12 protein-coding genes are annotated in these 17,337 nt (G+C 51.1%); 5 read left to right on the top strand and 7 right to left on the bottom strand.

Translation table 11 applies throughout. The features are described from left to right. Positions 1-221: 221 nt before the first annotated feature. On the top strand, positions 222-2,891 hold the full coding sequence (gene aceE / locus Q9292_RS01660) for a pyruvate dehydrogenase (acetyl-transferring), homodimeric type (RefSeq protein ID WP_275356901.1): 2,670 nt from the start codon (positions 222-224) through the stop codon (positions 2,889-2,891). Positions 2,892-2,918: 27 nt separating this feature from the next. Continuing rightward, positions 2,919-4,262 carry a dihydrolipoyllysine-residue acetyltransferase gene (gene aceF, locus Q9292_RS01655; RefSeq protein ID WP_313983974.1) on the top strand — a complete coding sequence of 448 codons (1,344 nt, stop codon included), beginning with the start codon at positions 2,919-2,921 and terminating at the stop codon, positions 4,260-4,262. Positions 4,263-4,311: 49 nt separating this feature from the next. Here the strand turns inward: aceF and Q9292_RS01650 are convergent, their stop codons facing one another. The 6 genes from Q9292_RS01650 to Q9292_RS01625 form a co-directional block, all read right to left on the bottom strand. Beyond that, positions 4,312-4,722: a gamma-glutamylcyclotransferase gene (locus Q9292_RS01650; protein WP_275356903.1), complete on the bottom strand. Its 411-nt coding sequence runs from the start codon at positions 4,720-4,722 to the stop codon at positions 4,312-4,314. 64 nt (positions 4,723-4,786) lie between these two features. After that, positions 4,787-6,907, bottom strand: coding sequence for a TonB-dependent siderophore receptor (locus Q9292_RS01645; protein ID WP_313983970.1), 2,121 nt, complete (start codon positions 6,905-6,907; stop codon positions 4,787-4,789). Between the two features lie 103 nt (positions 6,908-7,010). Further along, positions 7,011-7,670 (bottom strand): PepSY-associated TM helix domain-containing protein, encoded by a 660-nt coding sequence (locus Q9292_RS01640; RefSeq protein ID WP_313983967.1) that lies wholly within the window; start codon positions 7,668-7,670, stop codon positions 7,011-7,013. A gap of 142 nt (positions 7,671-7,812) precedes the next feature. Further along, complete coding sequence (locus Q9292_RS01635) at positions 7,813-8,967, bottom strand: PA0069 family radical SAM protein (protein ID WP_409934464.1); 1,155 nt, start codon at positions 8,965-8,967, stop codon at positions 7,813-7,815. After that, the gene (locus Q9292_RS01630) at positions 8,946-11,507 is read right to left on the bottom strand and encodes a glycosyltransferase (RefSeq protein ID WP_313983962.1); all 2,562 of its coding nucleotides are present in this window, start codon (positions 11,505-11,507) and stop codon (positions 8,946-8,948) included. Before Q9292_RS01630 ends, Q9292_RS01635 begins: the two co-directional genes overlap by 22 nt. A gap of 34 nt (positions 11,508-11,541) precedes the next feature. Continuing rightward, complete coding sequence (locus Q9292_RS01625; protein ID WP_313983958.1) at positions 11,542-13,155, bottom strand: hypothetical protein; 1,614 nt, start codon at positions 13,153-13,155, stop codon at positions 11,542-11,544. 207 nt (positions 13,156-13,362) lie between these two features. Between Q9292_RS01625 and Q9292_RS01620 the strand changes: the two genes are divergently transcribed. The 3 genes from Q9292_RS01620 to Q9292_RS01610 all read left to right on the top strand — a co-directional run bounded on the left by Q9292_RS01620 (position 13,363) and on the right by Q9292_RS01610 (position 16,385). Further along, complete coding sequence (locus tag Q9292_RS01620) at positions 13,363-13,836, top strand: hypothetical protein (RefSeq protein ID WP_313983955.1); 474 nt, start codon at positions 13,363-13,365, stop codon at positions 13,834-13,836. A gap of 110 nt (positions 13,837-13,946) precedes the next feature. Beyond that, the gene (gene lpdA / locus Q9292_RS01615) at positions 13,947-15,734 is read left to right on the top strand and encodes a dihydrolipoyl dehydrogenase (RefSeq protein ID WP_313983953.1); all 1,788 of its coding nucleotides are present in this window, start codon (positions 13,947-13,949) and stop codon (positions 15,732-15,734) included. 102 nt (positions 15,735-15,836) lie between these two features. Further along, complete coding sequence (locus Q9292_RS01610) at positions 15,837-16,385, top strand: hypothetical protein (RefSeq protein ID WP_194747106.1); 549 nt, start codon at positions 15,837-15,839, stop codon at positions 16,383-16,385. A 67-nt stretch (positions 16,386-16,452) separates the two neighbouring features. Here Q9292_RS01610 and Q9292_RS01605 read toward each other — a convergent pair whose 3' ends face one another. Next, positions 16,453-17,334: an SPOR domain-containing protein gene (locus Q9292_RS01605; protein WP_313983950.1), complete on the bottom strand. Its 882-nt coding sequence runs from the start codon at positions 17,332-17,334 to the stop codon at positions 16,453-16,455. Positions 17,335-17,337 lie beyond the last annotated feature (3 nt).

The raw sequence follows: 17,337 nt of genomic DNA, 5'->3' as shown, positions 1-17,337 counted from the left end.
GTCTAGCTGATGCAAAACTTGACCAAAAGCGTCAAAAAAGAGACACTTACAGCTAATTGATAGCTTGCTGAGACTCATCACTTGAGTGCAGCAACGTGATACCATAAAAGTAGTGTCCAATTTCGGAATCCCTTCTTGGTAATCAACACTTTCTCAGCTCTAGGCATTGCTCGAAGCTAGATTATACGCATAGCGACTTAAAACTCGGAGAATCCTCACGCATGGCAACGCATTCGCAAGCACACCTCAATGAAACAGACGCACAAGAAACCCAGGAGTGGTTAGAAGCCCTCAGCGCAGTCATTGAGAATGAAGGGCCAGAACGTGCCCACTTTCTGTTGGAAGCAATGATTGATCAGGCCCGCCGTTCTGGTGGCCATTTGCCTTACAAAGCGACCACCGCTTATGTGAATACCATCCCCACCCACTTGCAGGCTAAACTGCAAGGCGATCCCGAGATGGAGCGCCGTATCCGTGCCCTGATCCGCTGGAATGCGATCATGACCGTGTTGCGTGCCAATGAAAAATCGCCCGGCATTGGCGGTCACATCGCCAGCTTCCAGTCTGCAGCCACTTTATATGACGTGGGCTTTAACCACTTTTTCCGTGCAGCCAACGAGAGTTTTGGTGGCGACTGTGTGTATTTCCAGGGGCACTCCTCACCAGGCGTGTACGCACGTGCCTTCCTTGAAGGCCGCATCACTGAAGAGCAGATGGATAACTTCCGTCAGGAAACCGGTGGCAATGGCCTGTCCAGCTACCCGCACCCGTGGCTGATGCCGGATTTCTGGCAGTTCCCTACCGTGTCCATGGGTTTAGGGCCATTGGCCGGGATTTACCAGGCACGTTTCCTCAAGTACCTGCATAACCGTGGCATTGCCGATACCTCAGACCGCAAAGTCTGGGTATTCTGTGGCGATGGCGAGATGGATGAGCCAGAATCACAAGGCGCGATCTCGCTGGCGGCGCGTGAAGGTCTGGATAACCTGATTTTTGTCATCAACTGTAACTTGCAGCGCTTGGATGGCCCGGTACGCGGCAACGGCAAGATTATTCAGGAATTGGAATCCAACTTCCGTGGCGCGGGCTGGAACGCGATCAAGGTCATTTGGGGTTCTTACTGGGATCCGCTGCTGGCAATGGATAAAGACGGCCTTCTGCGCAAACGCATGGAAGAGTGCGTGGACGGTGAATACCAGAACTTTAAACAAAAAGGCGGCGCCTATACCCGCGAGCATTTCTTTGGCAAATATCCAGAACTGCGTGAAATGGTGGCTGCCATGTCTGATGCCGATATCTGGCGTCTGAACCGTGGTGGTCACGATCCGCACAAAGTATTTGCGGCTTACCAGGCCGCAGTGACTCATAAAGGTCAACCTACTGTCATCCTCGCCAAAACTGTTAAGGGTTATGGCATGGGCGAAGCCGGCGAAGGCCAGAATACCACCCACCAGCAAAAGAGCATGGATATTGCCTCCCTGAAGGCGTTCCGTGACCGTTTTGACCTGCCATTGACTGACGAGCAGGTAGAAAACCTGTCTTACTACCGTCCGGCGGAAGACAGCCCGGAAATCAAGTACATGATGGAGCGCCGCGCAGCTTTAGGTGGCTTTGTACCTAGCCGCCGCCGTAAAGGCAACGAGCTGACCGTGCCTGAACTGTCAGCCTTTGAAAACATGCTGGGCGCCACCGGTGACCGTGAAATCTCCACCACTATGGCCTTTGTGCGTATCCTGTCTACGCTGGTGCGTGACAAACAAGTCGGCAAATATGTGGTGCCTATCGTGCCGGATGAAGCGCGTACATTTGGCATGGAAGGCATGTTCCGCCAACTGGGCATTTACTCTTCGGTGGGCCAGTTGTATGAGCCACAAGATTCTGATCAGGTGATGTTCTACAAGGAATCACAAAGCGGCCAGATTTTAGAAGAAGGCATTAACGAAGCCGGCTCTTTTGCCAGCTGGCTGGCAGCGGCGACGTCTTACAGCGTTACCGGCACCCAGATGATTCCGTTCTACATCTATTACTCCATGTTTGGCTTCCAGCGTATTGGCGACTTTGCCTGGGCCGCGGGCGACAGCCGTGCCCGTGGTTTCTTGCTGGGCGCGACTGCTGGCCGTACCACCCTCAACGGTGAAGGCTTGCAACATGAAGACGGCCATAGCCACTTGATGTCCGCGACCATTCCTAACTGTATCTCCTACGATCCTACCTTTGCTTACGAGCTGGCTGTGATCATCCAGGAAGGCATGCGCCGCATGGTACAAAATCAGGAAGATGTGTATTACTACATCACCCTGATGAACGAAAACTATAGCCATCCGGCTATGCCGGAAGGCAGTGCCGAGGGCATCCTCAAAGGCATGTACAGCTTCAGCAAGTCGAAAGCCAAAGGCCCGAAAGTACAATTGATGGGTTCCGGTGTGATTCTGCGTGAAGTGATTGCTGCCGCCGAGTTGCTGGAACAAGACTGGGGCGTGTCTGCGGATGTTTGGAGTGTGACCAGCTTTACCGAGCTGCGCCGCGACGGTATTGACGCCGAGCGTCACAACCTGCTGCATCCAGAAGCGAAACCTAAACTGAGCTATGTTGAAGCCTCGCTGCAAAAAGCAGAGGGCCCTGTGATTGCCTCTACGGATTACATGCGCAGCTTTGCCGACCAGATTCGTCCATTTGTACCCAACAGATTCGTGACCCTGGGTACAGACGGTTACGGCCGCTCTGACTCCCGTGAAGCCCTGCGCAGCTTCTTTGAAGTTGACCGTTACTATGTGACGCTGGCCGCACTGAAAGCCCTGGCGGACGACGGCAAACTGCCAGCCAGCAAGGCCGCCGAAGCCATTAAAAAATACAATATCGACATTAGTCGTGCCAACCCGGCTACGATCTAAGGTCACGACATAAGGAACATACACAATATGTCTATCAAAGAAGTACTGGTGCCGGATATCGGCAACTTTGACAGCGTCGACGTCATTGAAGTCCTGGTCAGCGTCGGTGACACCGTCGCCAAGGAAGATTCATTAATCACCGTAGAGTCTGACAAAGCCTCTATGGATATCCCCTCCTCGCTGTCTGGCGTGGTCAAGGAAATTCACATCAAAGTGGGCGACAAAACCAAGCAAGGCGCCCTGATTCTGACACTGGACACCGCTGGCGAAGCGGCACCGGCAGAAAAAGTGGCCCCGCAGCCGACCGCCACACCCGTGGTGGCTACTGTAACGGTGGATGAAGCCAAGGTTGCGATTCCTGAGCCTACCCGCCCGGTGGCTGAAGTTCCCCAAGTCATCCAGCCGCAAGCCACGCCTAACCCGGTGGCTGCCAGCACCGTAGCCAGCAGCGGCAAACTGGCACATGCCAGCCCGTCTGTCCGCAAGTTTGCGCGTGAACTGGGGGTGAGCCTGTCACTGGTGAAAGCCAGCGGCCCTAAAAACCGTATTTTGCAAAGTGATGTACAAGCCTACGTCAAAGGTGAACTGTCTAAACCACGCTCTGAAAGCATGAGTACTAGCGGTGGTTTAAGCACCTTGCCCATGCCGGTCATTGATTTCAGCCAGTTCGGCAATATAGAGACCAAACCGCTTTCCCGCATCAAGAAGCTGTCTGGCGCCAACTTGCACCGCAACTGGGTCACTGCTCCGCATGTAACACAGTTTGATGAGGCTGATATTACCGACCTCGAAGACTTCCGTAAGTCCATGCTGGCCGAAGCCGAGAAGCGTGGCGTGAAATTGACTTTGCTGGCTTTTCTGATGAAAGCAGTGGTCAACGCCCTGCGTACTTACCCTAACTTTAACGCCTCCTTGTCCCCTGAAGGCGATAGCTTGATCCTCAAGCAGTATTACAATATTGGCTTCGCCTGCGATACACCGGACGGCCTGGTCGTGCCTGTGGTACGTGACGTGAACCAGAAAGACGTGATGGACATTGCACGTGACCTGGCGGACCTGTCTGCCAAGGCCCGTGAGCGCAAGCTGAAAGTTGAGGAAATGCAAGGCGGCTGCTTTACCATCTCTAGCCTCGGTGGCATTGGCGGCACCATGTTTACGCCGATTATCAACTGCCCTGAAGTCGCGATTCTGGGAGTTTCCCGCGCGGCCATGCAGCCGGTGTACAACAAAGACACGGGCGGCTTTGACCCACGCCTGATCATGCCGTTGTCATTGTCATACGATCACCGCGTCATCGACGGCGCGGACGGCGCACGTTTCACCAGCCATCTGCGTGTGATGCTGAGTGATGTAAGACGCTTGTTACTCTAATTTTTAGACGAGTAAATACGCAAAGGGCGCTGAAAGCGCCCTTTGTGTTTTAAGCCATCTGTATCGGCTGCATAAAGTCCCCGGTCACTATCCTCGCCTCATCTGCTACAGGCCATTGGTAGAGATAAATCCATACTGGCTCAAGCAGCTGATCATCTATCGTGAGAATCTGTGTTTGAACCCGTTGATATTCCGCGGGTTGTGCATGCCGGGCACTGCATTCTTCATACTCATCCAGCATGGTCAACACACTTTGCGTATCTCGGAGGCGATATACCTCTCCATATACACGATGACAGTGGTCGTTAGAAGCCACAACGCCTGGATAGAAGCTAATCTGATACATCAGCCCCTGAAACCAGCCATAGGCGACAAAATCAGCCTGCTGAGCCAGATACAGCGCCATCGCATTAGTATTGCCCTGACGCAGGGTGCCATAGACAAACAATAAATCATTCATGCTGCGATATTAACTGCGTTTAATGCGCTGATCCATGGTCAGCCTGCATCAGGTCTTGCCTAAATTATTTAAATGCGTAATTTGCAGTCAGTAACAACATTTGCGGGTCACCGGTAAAACAAACGGATTGGCTGGAGCAGCCAGCAATGTAGCGTTTATTGGCCAGATTTTTGCCGTTGAGTGCAAAACGCCATGCGTCTCGTGTGTAATAAATGCCCGCATCAAACAAGGTGTAGTCGGGAACATCAAATGTGTTGGTCTCATTGCCCGCTTGTTTACCGATATGACGCACCCCTGCTCCGACGCTTAAGCCAGGCAGAATTGCACTCAGATTGTAATTAAGCCAGGCATTCGCCATATGATTTGCGACCAGAATGGGCCGCTTGCCCAGATTAGTCGAGTTGCTTTTGGTCACTTCCGCATCAATGTAGGTATAGCTGGCGACCAGGTTGAGATCATCAGTCACTTGTCCCGTCGCCTCCCACTCAAAACCGCGGTGGCGCTGTTCGCCTGTTTGCACACTAAAGCTGGCGCCATTAACCGGATCATTGGTGGTCACATTCTGCCGCTTTAACTCATACACAGAGAAGGTTGTGGAAAAGCGCTGATCAGGAGAGGCGTACTTAAGACCGGCTTCTTTTTGCTGCCCGGTTTCTGGCACAAAAGGTGTTCCCGCAAAGGTACTCCCAACCAAAGGCACAAACGATTCACTGTAACTTAGATAAGGCGACCAGCCATTTTCAAACGCATATAGCAGGCCCAGCTTGCCAGTGGTTTTGTGTGCATTGCTTTGGCTATTGTTGCCTGTAATCCGGTTCTGATTAATCTCGGAGCGGTCATGACGCAAACCCAGTTGCAAATTCCAGCCTTCCCCAAATTTAACCAGATCTTGCCAATAAACTCCTTGTTGCAATAACTCGTCACTGCCTGTGCTATTCCCGGTCACAGTCACATTGCCCAAACTGACATTACTGTAATTGGGATTGAACAGATTTAAAGCCGAGACGCTTCGAGTCGCATAAAAGCGGTTTAAATAATAACGGATGTGGTCTAACCCAAAAAGCATTTGATGACTAAAAGCTGCAGTCGTGAAGTTGGCAGACAATTGATGATCCAAGGTCCACATTTGGGCAGACAAATCACGAATAGACGCACTGCGATTATAGTTGAGCTGATTGGCCGAAAGCGTCCGTGGTTCGGTAAAGGTGCCGTTCAAATTGAGGGTGTTATAGCGTACGTTTTGCCTAAAACTCAAATGCGCATTAAAAGCATGCGAGAACTCATAACCGAGCAAAGTTTGTTCTGTATCGTAATGGTCCAGGCCGGGCACACCGACAAAACGTTTGAAGGAAATATCGCCATTTATGTTAGGCAAGATGGTGCCATCGGCAGGTAATCCGCGTATCGGCACATAACTGCTCTTTTGATAGCTGGTCAATACCGTCAAACTGGTATTGTCACTGATATCCCAAGTCAGTGAAGGGGCCACATACTGGCGCTTTCTATCGACAAAATCGACCTGGTCATCACTGCTGGCGGTCAAGGCCACCAAGCGGTAACGCAGGGTTTTATCCTGATTCAGCGCATCAGAAATATCTGCCGTGTATTGCTGTTGCTGATAATTGCCAAAAGCTATGCCAAAACGGGCCATAGGGGTATCGGTTGGACGCTTGCTGACTAAATTGACAAAGCCGCCCGGACCGGTCTGGCCATAAAGCACAGAAGAAGGCCCTTTAAGCACTTCTACCCGCTCCAGACCGAAAGGCTCAGCTTGTATCCAGGAGAGGTCATACGCCATCCGCATCCCATCTCTGAGCACATAATCACTTTGCACAAAGCCACGAATCGAAAAGTCATCCAGCCCGCGCCGGCCTCGTTGCCCGGCATCCACCCCCGCTACAAAACGTAGCGATTCCGCCAGCGTTTGCACCGCTTGATCGCGCATTTGCTCACTGCTGACCACCGAGATGGATTGGCTGGTTTCGTTAATTGGCAGATCAGTTTTTGTTGCGGTACGTGCCTGACTGGCCCGATATTTTTTAATCGGGGCAGTGGTTGACTCTGCGATTTTGTTTGTTTTGACGGCCACTTCTGGCAAGGTTTGATGGTCGGGCTGCAACGCTTCTGCACTTGCCATGGATGTAGACAAGGTGGCTGCGACCAGGGCCGCGGTCTGGAACTTCATGGATCACTCTCTATATTAAATAATAATCATTATCATTAAATATATTAACATAAATCCAACTAACCACAGCGTAAGCGCTACTTAAATACTTTCCAAGCAATGGTTACAACATCGCCAGTGTCAACCACACGCCCACTATCAAAGAACTCCCCATCAATCCCGCCAATATCAATCTTGACTGACGCATTTTGGTCCAGAGCAATACACCCGTGATAGACAACACAATCAGCCCACCCGCCAACGTATCAGCCATAAGTACCCAACCCACACTTGCGCCCGTCCCTTTGTGCAGGTTGGTCAAAAATCCCCAGGCATTTACCTCTTCCTTGCGTACCAGCGCATATTCATTACCCACCACGTACTCTGCAGTGAGTTTTAGTTGCGGCATACGGAATTCGACTTCCCATTTTTCTGGCTGCGCTAAGGTTTTACCCATAAACCGTGCGGAAGATTGGGTCTTAAATGCAGGCTTGGCCTTCTTTTGAAAAGGCGCATGGTCAATCTCAAATGTCTGTTGCAGGTATCGAACAAAGTCCTGCTTTGTCGAGGTATAAGCAGCAGGGACTGTCAGCTGAATTTCTTTTTGCTCGATTTGAACTGCAGGGATTTTAAGGGTATTGCGGTGATCCAGCAGAATCCCGGTGACGCCAAACAGCAACCCCAGTAATGCTCCCCATAAACCTAACCATCCATGCACCTGTCGTAACCAGCGGATGGTTTTTGCACGTTGGGCATTGGCTGAGAGTTGGCGTGGATGTTGCACTAAGCGCTTTCTGAGAATGATGTGAAAATCTCAACCAGCGACAATCGTGTCTTTCGATAAAACATTTCGGGTTGCTATTAATTGAGAATAAGACGCAATTATATCTCAATCAATGCATACCGACGATAGTGATCAATATTTTTTAGAACAATGAGAATTGTTGTTGAGGCTTAATAGCACGCCCCCAGCTAGGATCAGCAGAGAACAAATCCGTGCGCAAATCAAGCCGCTCGCCTGACATGCCCAATTTCTGGCAACTAAGTTTAAAACGATGCGCCAGCAGGTCGGCAAATATGCCCTCACCACGCATGCGCTGACCAAAACCACTTTGATAGGTTTTACCGCCGCGGCTTTGCTTGATTAAGCTCATGACATGGTCGGCCTTGAGTGGAAAATATTGTTGCAACCACGCCTGGAATAAATCACTTAATTCATGCGGCAAGCGCAAAAACACATAGCCCGCCTTGCGCGCGCCTGCCTGATACGCCTGTTCAAGAATCTTTTCCATATCACAGTCTGTTAAGGCCGGAATCACCGGCGCCACCATCACGCCGGTTGGAATACCTGCTGTACTAAGTTTACGCAGTGTTTCAAAACGACGCTCAGGCGCGGCTGCCCGCGGTTCCAGTCGTCTGGCAATCTGACGATCTAACGTGGTAATACTCAGATAAATACTGGCCAACCCCTTGGCAGCCATAGGCGCAATCAGGTCAATATCACGCTCAACCAGTGAGGACTTGGTGACAAGGCTAAAGGGATGATTGGCGTCACTCAGCACCTGAATCACCTGGCGCGTCAGTTGATATTCACGCTCTATGGGTTGGTAGCTGTCCGTATTCATACCGATGGCAATCGGCGCACATCGGTATTCGGGGTGTGCCAATTCCTTTTTCAGCAGCTCGGCAGCCTTCGCCTTAATGAGCAAGCGTGACTCAAAATCGAGGCCGGGAGAAAGCCCCAGATAGGCATGCGTGGGTCTGGCATAGCAATAAATACAGCCATGCTCACAGCCACGGTAATGATTCAGGGTACGATCAAACGGCAGGTCTGGAGATTGAATGTAATTGATGATGCTTTTAGCCGCATCCAGCATGACTTCTGTGCGTAGGGCAGGCGCCTCTTCATCCAGACTGCCCCAGCCGTCATCTATGATTTCGCGGCGATGTGGATCAAAGCGGCTGATCTGATTGCTGCTGGCCGCACGCCCTTTGTATATAAGTGGCTTTTCCACCCGCTCGGGTGGAAAAGCATCAAGATGGTCTTGCGCTAATTGGTCTACTTGCGTTCCGATATCCACTGGCATGCCAATGCACTCCAGTACGGCAGGGATTGCAGCGCGAGCATGGAAACCCACAATTGCGCATCCAGGTTGCTAAAACCGCGCGAATACAGCATGGCTGCTGCGCTGAGCAACAGAGAGATCAGAATCGTCAACTCCTCCTTGATTGGCGCGATCAGCTGCCAATTACTAAGTTTGGCTTTGGTTTTATTCGTCACGACAAAAACGCCTGCCTTGTGTGTCAGGCCACTGATGATACCCCGAGCAATGGCATGTGATAAACCCAAGCTGGCCAGTGAAGCGCCAAAGATATCCATCCAGCTGCAATGCATGGTTTTGCGGTACAAGACTGGTCCCAGAATGGCCTTGATCGCCAGGAAACACAGTATGGGAACAATCATGACCACCACTGGCAAACTGAAGTATTTAGGGAATGCCAACATGGCAATCGTCCAGCCGATAGAACCGATGGTGAATATCAGTTGCAAGGCCTCCCCAAACCAGCCAAACCAGCCAGTCAAAAAGTGGTAGCGCTGACTAAAGTTGAGTGATGATTTACCCAACAACTTTGGCATGTGATGTTTAAGTATTTGCATCGCCCCAAATGCCCAGCGATTACGTTGTGATTTCAAGGCTTTGAAGTTGGCCGGTGTTAAGCCACGCCCAAAGGTTTCATCAATATAACGCAACTCCATGTTTCTCTCGAGCAATCGCAACCCAAGTTCGGTATCCTCACAAATACACCACTCAGACCAGCCGCCCAGCGTTTGCAACGACTCACGGCGGATCAGTGTCATGGTGCCATGCTGGATCAGCGCATTACGCTCATGGCGGTGATGCATGCCAATGCGGAAGAAACCTTCAAACTCCCAGTTACACATGCGGTGGAAGAAATGATTTTCCCATTCACGGTGGGCTTGTGGTGCTTGTACGACCGCCACTTGCGATTCCTGAAAATGAGGGACGAGGTCGGACAACCAGTCTGGTGTCACCACATAGTCAGCATCGACTACCCCCACCACTTGCGCATCCGGGTGGGTTTTATCCAGTGCAAAATTCAGCGCGCCCGCTTTAAAGCCTGGCCAGGAAGGCAAGTGATAAAAATGGAAGTTATCCGGCATATTCGCCATATAAGCCTCAAGCGGCTTCCATTTCGCCTCATCCTTGGTGTTGTTATCCACCACGATCACCTCATAATGCGTGTAGTTCAGATTACGCAGGCTATCAATCGTGGCAATGACCATTTCTGGCGGCTCGTTGTAACAGGCCAGGTGGATAGAGACAAATAACTCCTGATCGGCAGGTAATGGCTGGGCGCGTTTAAAGAACCGCCGCCAGTACGGTTTAAACATGACCTCACTAAACTCGGCGGCGTAGATCATCAACACCATCGAGGTCAGCGCAATACCCAATATCAGCCCGATCAGAACCACAAAATCGCGTAAGGTGTAGTAGTAGTCCCCTGGCAGATTCCAGGCAATGGTCAAGGTCGTGATACAGGCCTGAAACAACACCGCCATCGACAATACGCCCCCTATGCCCCAGTGTTTAAAGCGCCAGGCAATAAACATCATCGGGATAAATGCCAGCACCGTAGACCAAGTGGCTTTGGCAATCCAGCGCGTATTCGGTGGCACCGCGTCTTGCAGGGAGTATTTCTGGTGGCGATCAGCGTTATACATGCCCCAATAGGCACCCGCCCAGCCTTCCAGCGCAACTTTCCAGGGCTGGTCAAACGCTTCCATCAGGTAAAAATCCAGATCCTCAATGGAGTTACGAGCCAGGAACTCGCGGATAAAACGCGCCTGGTTGACTTCGCTGGCGACAGAAGCACCAATCGCTGGACCACGACTGGGCCAGCCTACCTCGGTGATCACGATTTTTTTACGGGGATAAGCTTCCATGAGCTGGTTATAGCGTTCAATGGTGTATTGCACGGCTTTTTCAACCGGCACGCCTTCATGGTAAGGCAGCAGGTGTACCGCAATATAATCCACATGCTTCACCAACTCCGGGTGTTTGAGCCAGACATGCCAAGGCTCGGCGGTAGACACCGGCACATTGCTATGTTCGCGGACAAAATCCAGGTATTCAATCAAGGACGGAACCGGCAAATCGTTACGCAACAGCGATTCGTTGCCAACAATCACACGGTCAATATTGCTGTAGTTTTCCAGCTTTTCGAGCAAGGCAGACACTTCCCGCGTATTTTTCTGCTTGTCTGCATCTATCCAGGCCCCCGCAATCACATTCATATTGCGCTTGGCGGCCAGCGGGATCACCTCGTTCAAATCCAGTGATGAATACATACGAATGTGGCGCGTATGTTTATGCATGAGGTCGAGATCTTGCGCCAGTTCGGCGGTGTTCGGATGCTGCCCTTCGAGCGGGCTTTGGTTGGCCCGGTAACCGGTATAGGCAAATCCATTGACTTCCGGCTTGACACTGATCAGTGGCAGCGCCCGGTTGGCCAGCGTCCAGAGGCCAAAATGCAACGCTGAAAAGACTATCGCAAACGCCAGACTTGGCAGCAATTTTTTAAACCATGAAACGATCACTTCTCACACTTCCCGTTATTGATGAGTTATTGTTTTAAACTGAATGATACGCTGAATCAGCAGCGTTGGCTGTCAGCGGAATACCTACTTGTAGGCTTCTGAGAGGTAATATCAGCAAGGCAACACCGCAGAGAGCAGTCCACCACCAGGCCATGGTATTCCCTGGCTCCATGATCGCCACGGCCACGGCGCAATTGGCAGCCATGACCAGCAGTGCAGCCACCAGCCAGAATCCAGCATTGACGGCCCCTGTTTGACCAGTCTGAGCGCGTGGCATTAATAAAGAAATCGTGATCGCGACCAATGGCAGGCAGACCAAGATGATGGGGAAATCCAGATAGCGCCCATTGACTGCAAGCGCGCCACTGGTCAGCAAGAATCCGACCGCCAGCAGTCGGAGCGCGGCTTGTTCCAGGCAAGCTTTTGCGTTCAACCCCAGCCACTGCCTGAGCTGTAAGCCAAGCAGTCCCCAACCCAGCACGGCAAGCCCAGCCAGCATGCTCAGCTCTAGAGAGTTACGGGCCGCCAAGTGTACATATTCCAGTTGCAGATAGGCATGCAAGCCCAGCAGCATGCCGCTTAATGCGAGTACCGCCAATTGATTCGCTGGGCGATGGCGATAAAATCCATAGGCAACGAATAGCAGCCCCAGCCCGAGCGCGGCCAGATAGGGTTGCAAGCCATCTGCACGCTCAGCCATCGCTCCCTGCAAGCTGAATTTGGGTTTTAGGTCCGTATCAAGCACGCCCCAATACCCCCCGACCGTGCCCTCCAGCTCACGCTTCCAAGGCTGATCCACGGCTTCAATCACGTTATATTGCCATTGACTCTGCTTGGCGGCCTGCAAAAAACCACGCATATATTTGGCTTGATTAATCGCACTCGGCTTGGCCCAGAAACGTTGACGACCTTGCGATGGCCAGCCGGTTTCACCAATCAAAATAGGTTTTTTAAAGACTGTACCCAAATGTCCCATCACCGAGGCGGTATGGGCAACCGCCTGATCAATGGCAACCGGCTTATCTTCCCAATAGGGCAGAATATGCACGGTGACGAAGTCCACGTCCTGCTCTAAAGTAGGATGCTTGAGCCAAAACTCCCACACATCGGCATAGGTGACTGGCGCCTTGGTATTGGCTTTCACCCATTGCAGGTAGCCATGCATCTTGGGCTCGGACTGCTCGCCGCGCAACAAGACCTCGTTCCCTACCACAATGCCACGCACGGTCTCCGGATACTGGTTCGCTTGCTGCACCGCTAGCTTGAGCTCTGCCTGGTTGAGATCTTCCAGCCAGCCGATCCAGACGCCAAGAATGACTTTCATGCCCAGTTTTTGCGCAGCCTTGGGCACATAATCCATCCCCTGGCCGACCGAATAAGTGCGCACACAGCGCGTGACTTTGGACAAGGCTTGTAAATCCTGCTCAATCTGCAGCGGATCGACATGCATATCCTTGACCAGCGGACTCATGCCAGGCTTGTAATAAGGCGAATAAGAGATGCATTGCAGGGGCAACGCATCCGCATCCACCTCAAGCAACACTTGTGGTTGCTGCAATCGCCAGACGTAGTAAACAGAGCCAAGTAAAAACAAGGTCAGCCAGACGATGGGTGAAATTCTTGATAACAAACGCTGCAATATGGTCACCTTGTCACGAGGTTGCTAAAAATAGCGGCTATTCTCTCATAAATCACCTAGGCTTGCGCCCTGCTTTTACAAGCTGCAAGCGACAAAAACACTAAAAGAGACTTGGTAAATTATGTAATTGCAATTATGATGAAATGTATTCAAAAGTCTCGCAAAAAACTCAGGCTTTTAAACTTTCTCACGCCAAAAATTTATTTCAGAAGTCATATGAACGTTAAATCCTGTTTAATCACCTTTAGTCTGTTCGCAATCTTTTCATCCACTGCGTTTTCAGCCCCTGCCGCGTCACCGGATTACAGTGGTGAATATTTGTGCAAAGGCAACAATATTGCTGTCGGCGATTATGAAGTGACCATTTATCTCAAAAAGAACCGCCGCAACAGCACAGCACAAGTTTCCGTCTACGAGCTGGCAACACACACGGAAAACAAGCAAAGCTACACTGGCCAGGCCATTACCCGTGGCAAACAGTTGGCAATGACCTTTAAACTGTCTGATGCCAAATATGCAGAATTCTCCACCGGCATGGGTCAATTCAGCAAAGTGGGCAAGGCCGGCTGGACCTTTAAAAACGATTATTACGAACCAGATGATACGGGCGGCAATTACGGCCATGAAACCTGCACCATGAAGCCAGCCACAGCGGTTAAGCCAGTCACAACCGCCCCCGGTAAACGCTGATGCTCGATGCGATTGAAACATCTATCGAGACAATCAAGCAGTGACAAGCCAAAAGTGCGGTTGTTCTTTTGGTGATAAAATAGCAAAACTAACGCATATATAAGGTTTTCATGAGTCAAATGGTTGAAATAGTGGTGCCGGATATCGGCAATTTTGACAGTGTCGATGTGATTGAAGTGCTGGTCGCCGTCGGCGATACCGTGGCCAAAGAAGATTCCCTCATTACTGTGGAGTCTGACAAAGCTTCCATGGACATTCCTTCCTCACATGCTGGCGTGGTCAAGGAGTTAAAAATCAAGGTGGGTGACAAAGTCGCCAAAGGCAGCCTGATCTTGCTGCTGGAAAGTGCTGAATCAACCACGACAGCAGCACAACCTGCCGTAGCACCTGCTGCTACACCCGCCACACAAACCACCGCCACAGCGGCGCCCGCTGCCCCAGTTTCGGCAGCCCCTGCCCCAGCGGTACCGACAGGTAATCATGATGTCACCTGCCAGGTCATGGTATTGGGCTCCGGGCCTGGCGGCTATACTGCCGCCTTCCGTGCAGCCGACCTTGGCCTGAAAGTGGTTCTGGTAGAACGCTATCCAACACTTGGTGGCGTCTGCCTCAATGTTGGCTGCATCCCTTCCAAAGCCTTGTTACACACGGCTAAAGTCATTACTGAAGCGCAAGAAACCGAACACCATGGCTTGCGCTTTGGCAAACCGGACATTGATCTCGACAAACTGCGCAACTGGAAAGCTAACGATGTCGTCGGCAAGCTGACTGGTGGCTTGGCCCAGATGGCTAAGGCGCGCGGCGTCACTGTGGTCAATGGCGTCGGTAAATTTACTAGCCCAAACCAGATTGCCGTCACCGGCGCCGATGGCAAAGTCACCCTGGTCGGTTTTGAGAATGCGATTATTGCCGCAGGCTCACAAGCCACTAAATTCCCGGGGGCGCCTGAAGATGAACGCATCATGGACTCCACTGGCGCACTCGCTTTGGCCGATATCCCAGGCCGTATGCTGGTGATTGGCGGCGGCATTATCGGCCTCGAAATGGGGACGGTCTACGACGCGCTGGGCTCTAAAGTGAGCGTGGTGGAATTTATGGACGGCCTGATTACCGGTTGTGACCGCGACCTGGTGCGTCCACTGCAAAAACGCATGGAAAAACGTTTTGAAAGCATTATGTTGTCGACCAAAGTCACCAAGATCGAAGCCAAGGCGGATGGGATTTATGTAGACTTTGAAGGTGCAAATGCGCCGCAAGAGACGCAAAAATATGACCGCGTGCTCGTTTCTATTGGTCGCCGCCCGAATGGTAAAAATATTGGTGCCGAAAATGCTGGCGTGGCCGTCGATGACCGCGGCTTTATTAGCGTGGACAAACAAATGCGTACCAATGTCCCACACATTTTTGCGATTGGTGATATTGTTGGCCAACCCATGCTGGCCCATAAAGCCACGCATGAAGCGAAAGTAGCCGCAGAAGTGATTGCCGGTCACAAGGTCGAATTTGTCGCCAGTGTTATCCCTTCCGTCGCCTATACGGATCCTGAAGTGGCCTGGGTGGGCCTCACCGAAACCGAAGCCAAAGCCAAAGGCATTGAGATCGAAAAAGCCAGCTTCCCTTGGGCTGCCAGTGGCCGCGCCTTGTCTATCGCGCGTACCGAAGGCGCAACCAAACTGATTTTCGACAAAGACACTCACCGTGTTATTGGTGCCGGAATCGTTGGCGTCAATGCTGGCGAATTGCTGGCAGAAGCTGTGCTGGCGATTGAAATGGGCGCCGATGCGCATGACCTGGGTCTGACCATTCATGCTCACCCCACCTTGTCTGAAACAGTATGCTTTGCCGCTGAACTCAAGGAAGGCACCATCACCGATATGCTGCCACCGAAAAAGCGGTAAACATAAATTTATTAACATCTCTTACTAAAAATATACCTGCCCTCTATAATATTAGTTAACTCCTGCTCACGGGAGTTAACTAATAACAACATAAGGGAGTATATGAAATATCATCACGTCGCTTTTGTGATGGCAAGCAGCCTTCTGTTTTCGGGTTGTGCGTCGATTACCAAAGATTCAAATCAACCAATTCGCGTTGAAACATACAACAAACAAGATCAACTCGTTGAAGATGCCAAATGTACGGCAAAAAATGAGCGCGGTGAGTGGTCCACCAAAACACCGGGTAGCCTGGTTGTGCATCGCTCTGGTCAAAACCTCGAAATTAAATGTCAAAAGGATAATGCAGAGTCTGGTTTTGCTGTTCTGGTCTCCAGAGCCAATGGCGGGATGTGGGGTAACATTCTGTTTGGCGGGGGCATAGGCGCGATTGTTGATCACAACAAGGGGACGGCTTACAGCTATCCAGACTGGGTAAAAGTGATTTTAGGCGATAGTCTTGTGTTTGATCGTAAAAACAATGTAGATAATCAAATCATGACAGGCCTGAAAGCCAATGGGGATTTGCTGAAGAAAATTCAGGAAGATAAAGCCAAGGAAGAAGAAGCGGCCAAAAAAGCAGCAGAAGCTCAAAAAGCAGCACAACAATAAGATTGATTATCAAAAAACCCGCGAATGCGGGTTTTTTGATGTCTATCGTTTTAACGCCTTGTGAATTTTAATTACAAGGTATTTCTTTAAGCACGGCATCAGGAAACTGCGAACGCGCCTTTTGCAAACCAACAAGTTGTTGTGGCGAGACCTGTTGCATTTTGATGACCGCCTGACCGCCATTACGGGTCGCTTTAATCAACAATTTTACCCCCTTATTTTTGAGGTCTAGCATGAGCTTATCGGCCAGTTTTTCATCACGAAAAACTCCGAACGAGATTGCGTTGCGCCATTTGGGGTCGTCTTGCACAACAAAGAAATCCTCCACACCGAGTTTACGTAATTCATCGGCTTTGATTTGCGCAGCCTCGGCAGAAGGTAGCGGCGGTTTATAAATCCAGTAACGCACATTATCCTGCGGACTGCCGATCAGATTGGTATGAGTCTTGATATTGAGTTGCTGTGCCAGGCTCAAGGCTTCATTCAAGCGCGCGGTGTTGAAGCTGCTCCACTCATAGCATGCGCCAGCCGTCGCGGCATGTTGTTCTGCGGGCTTAGCCGACGGGGCTTTTTCTGCCTGCTTTGCTTCAGCGGGTCTCGCTTCCACCACGTTGGAGCTCTCTGGCTTGTTAGGCTCAGGAGATTTTTGCTCAGATGGCTTGGTTTCAGGCCATTTAGTTTCAGCACCCTGGACATCTGGTTTTGACACTGGCTCACTGGCAGGCCCATGGTTATCAGCAGGCTGCACTACCGAATCGGAAGGCTCGTTTACCGCTGCCTCTGGATGGCGTGTGGGGTAAGACAGCAATGACTGCTCGGTGAGGATTTTAATTTGCTGTGGCTGGAGCTCTGGTTTAAGGCTACTGACGGCAGGTGACAGGGCATCGCGCTCAAAATAAGCAAACACCACCACATTCAGCAATACCAATATCCAGAATATTTTTTTCATTCT

Source organism: Methylophilus sp. VKM B-3414 (assembly GCF_032248435.1).
GTDB classification, from domain to species: Bacteria; Pseudomonadota; Gammaproteobacteria; order Burkholderiales; family Methylophilaceae; genus Methylophilus; species Methylophilus glucosoxydans.
This window is presented reverse-complemented; position numbering and strand designations above follow the sequence as displayed.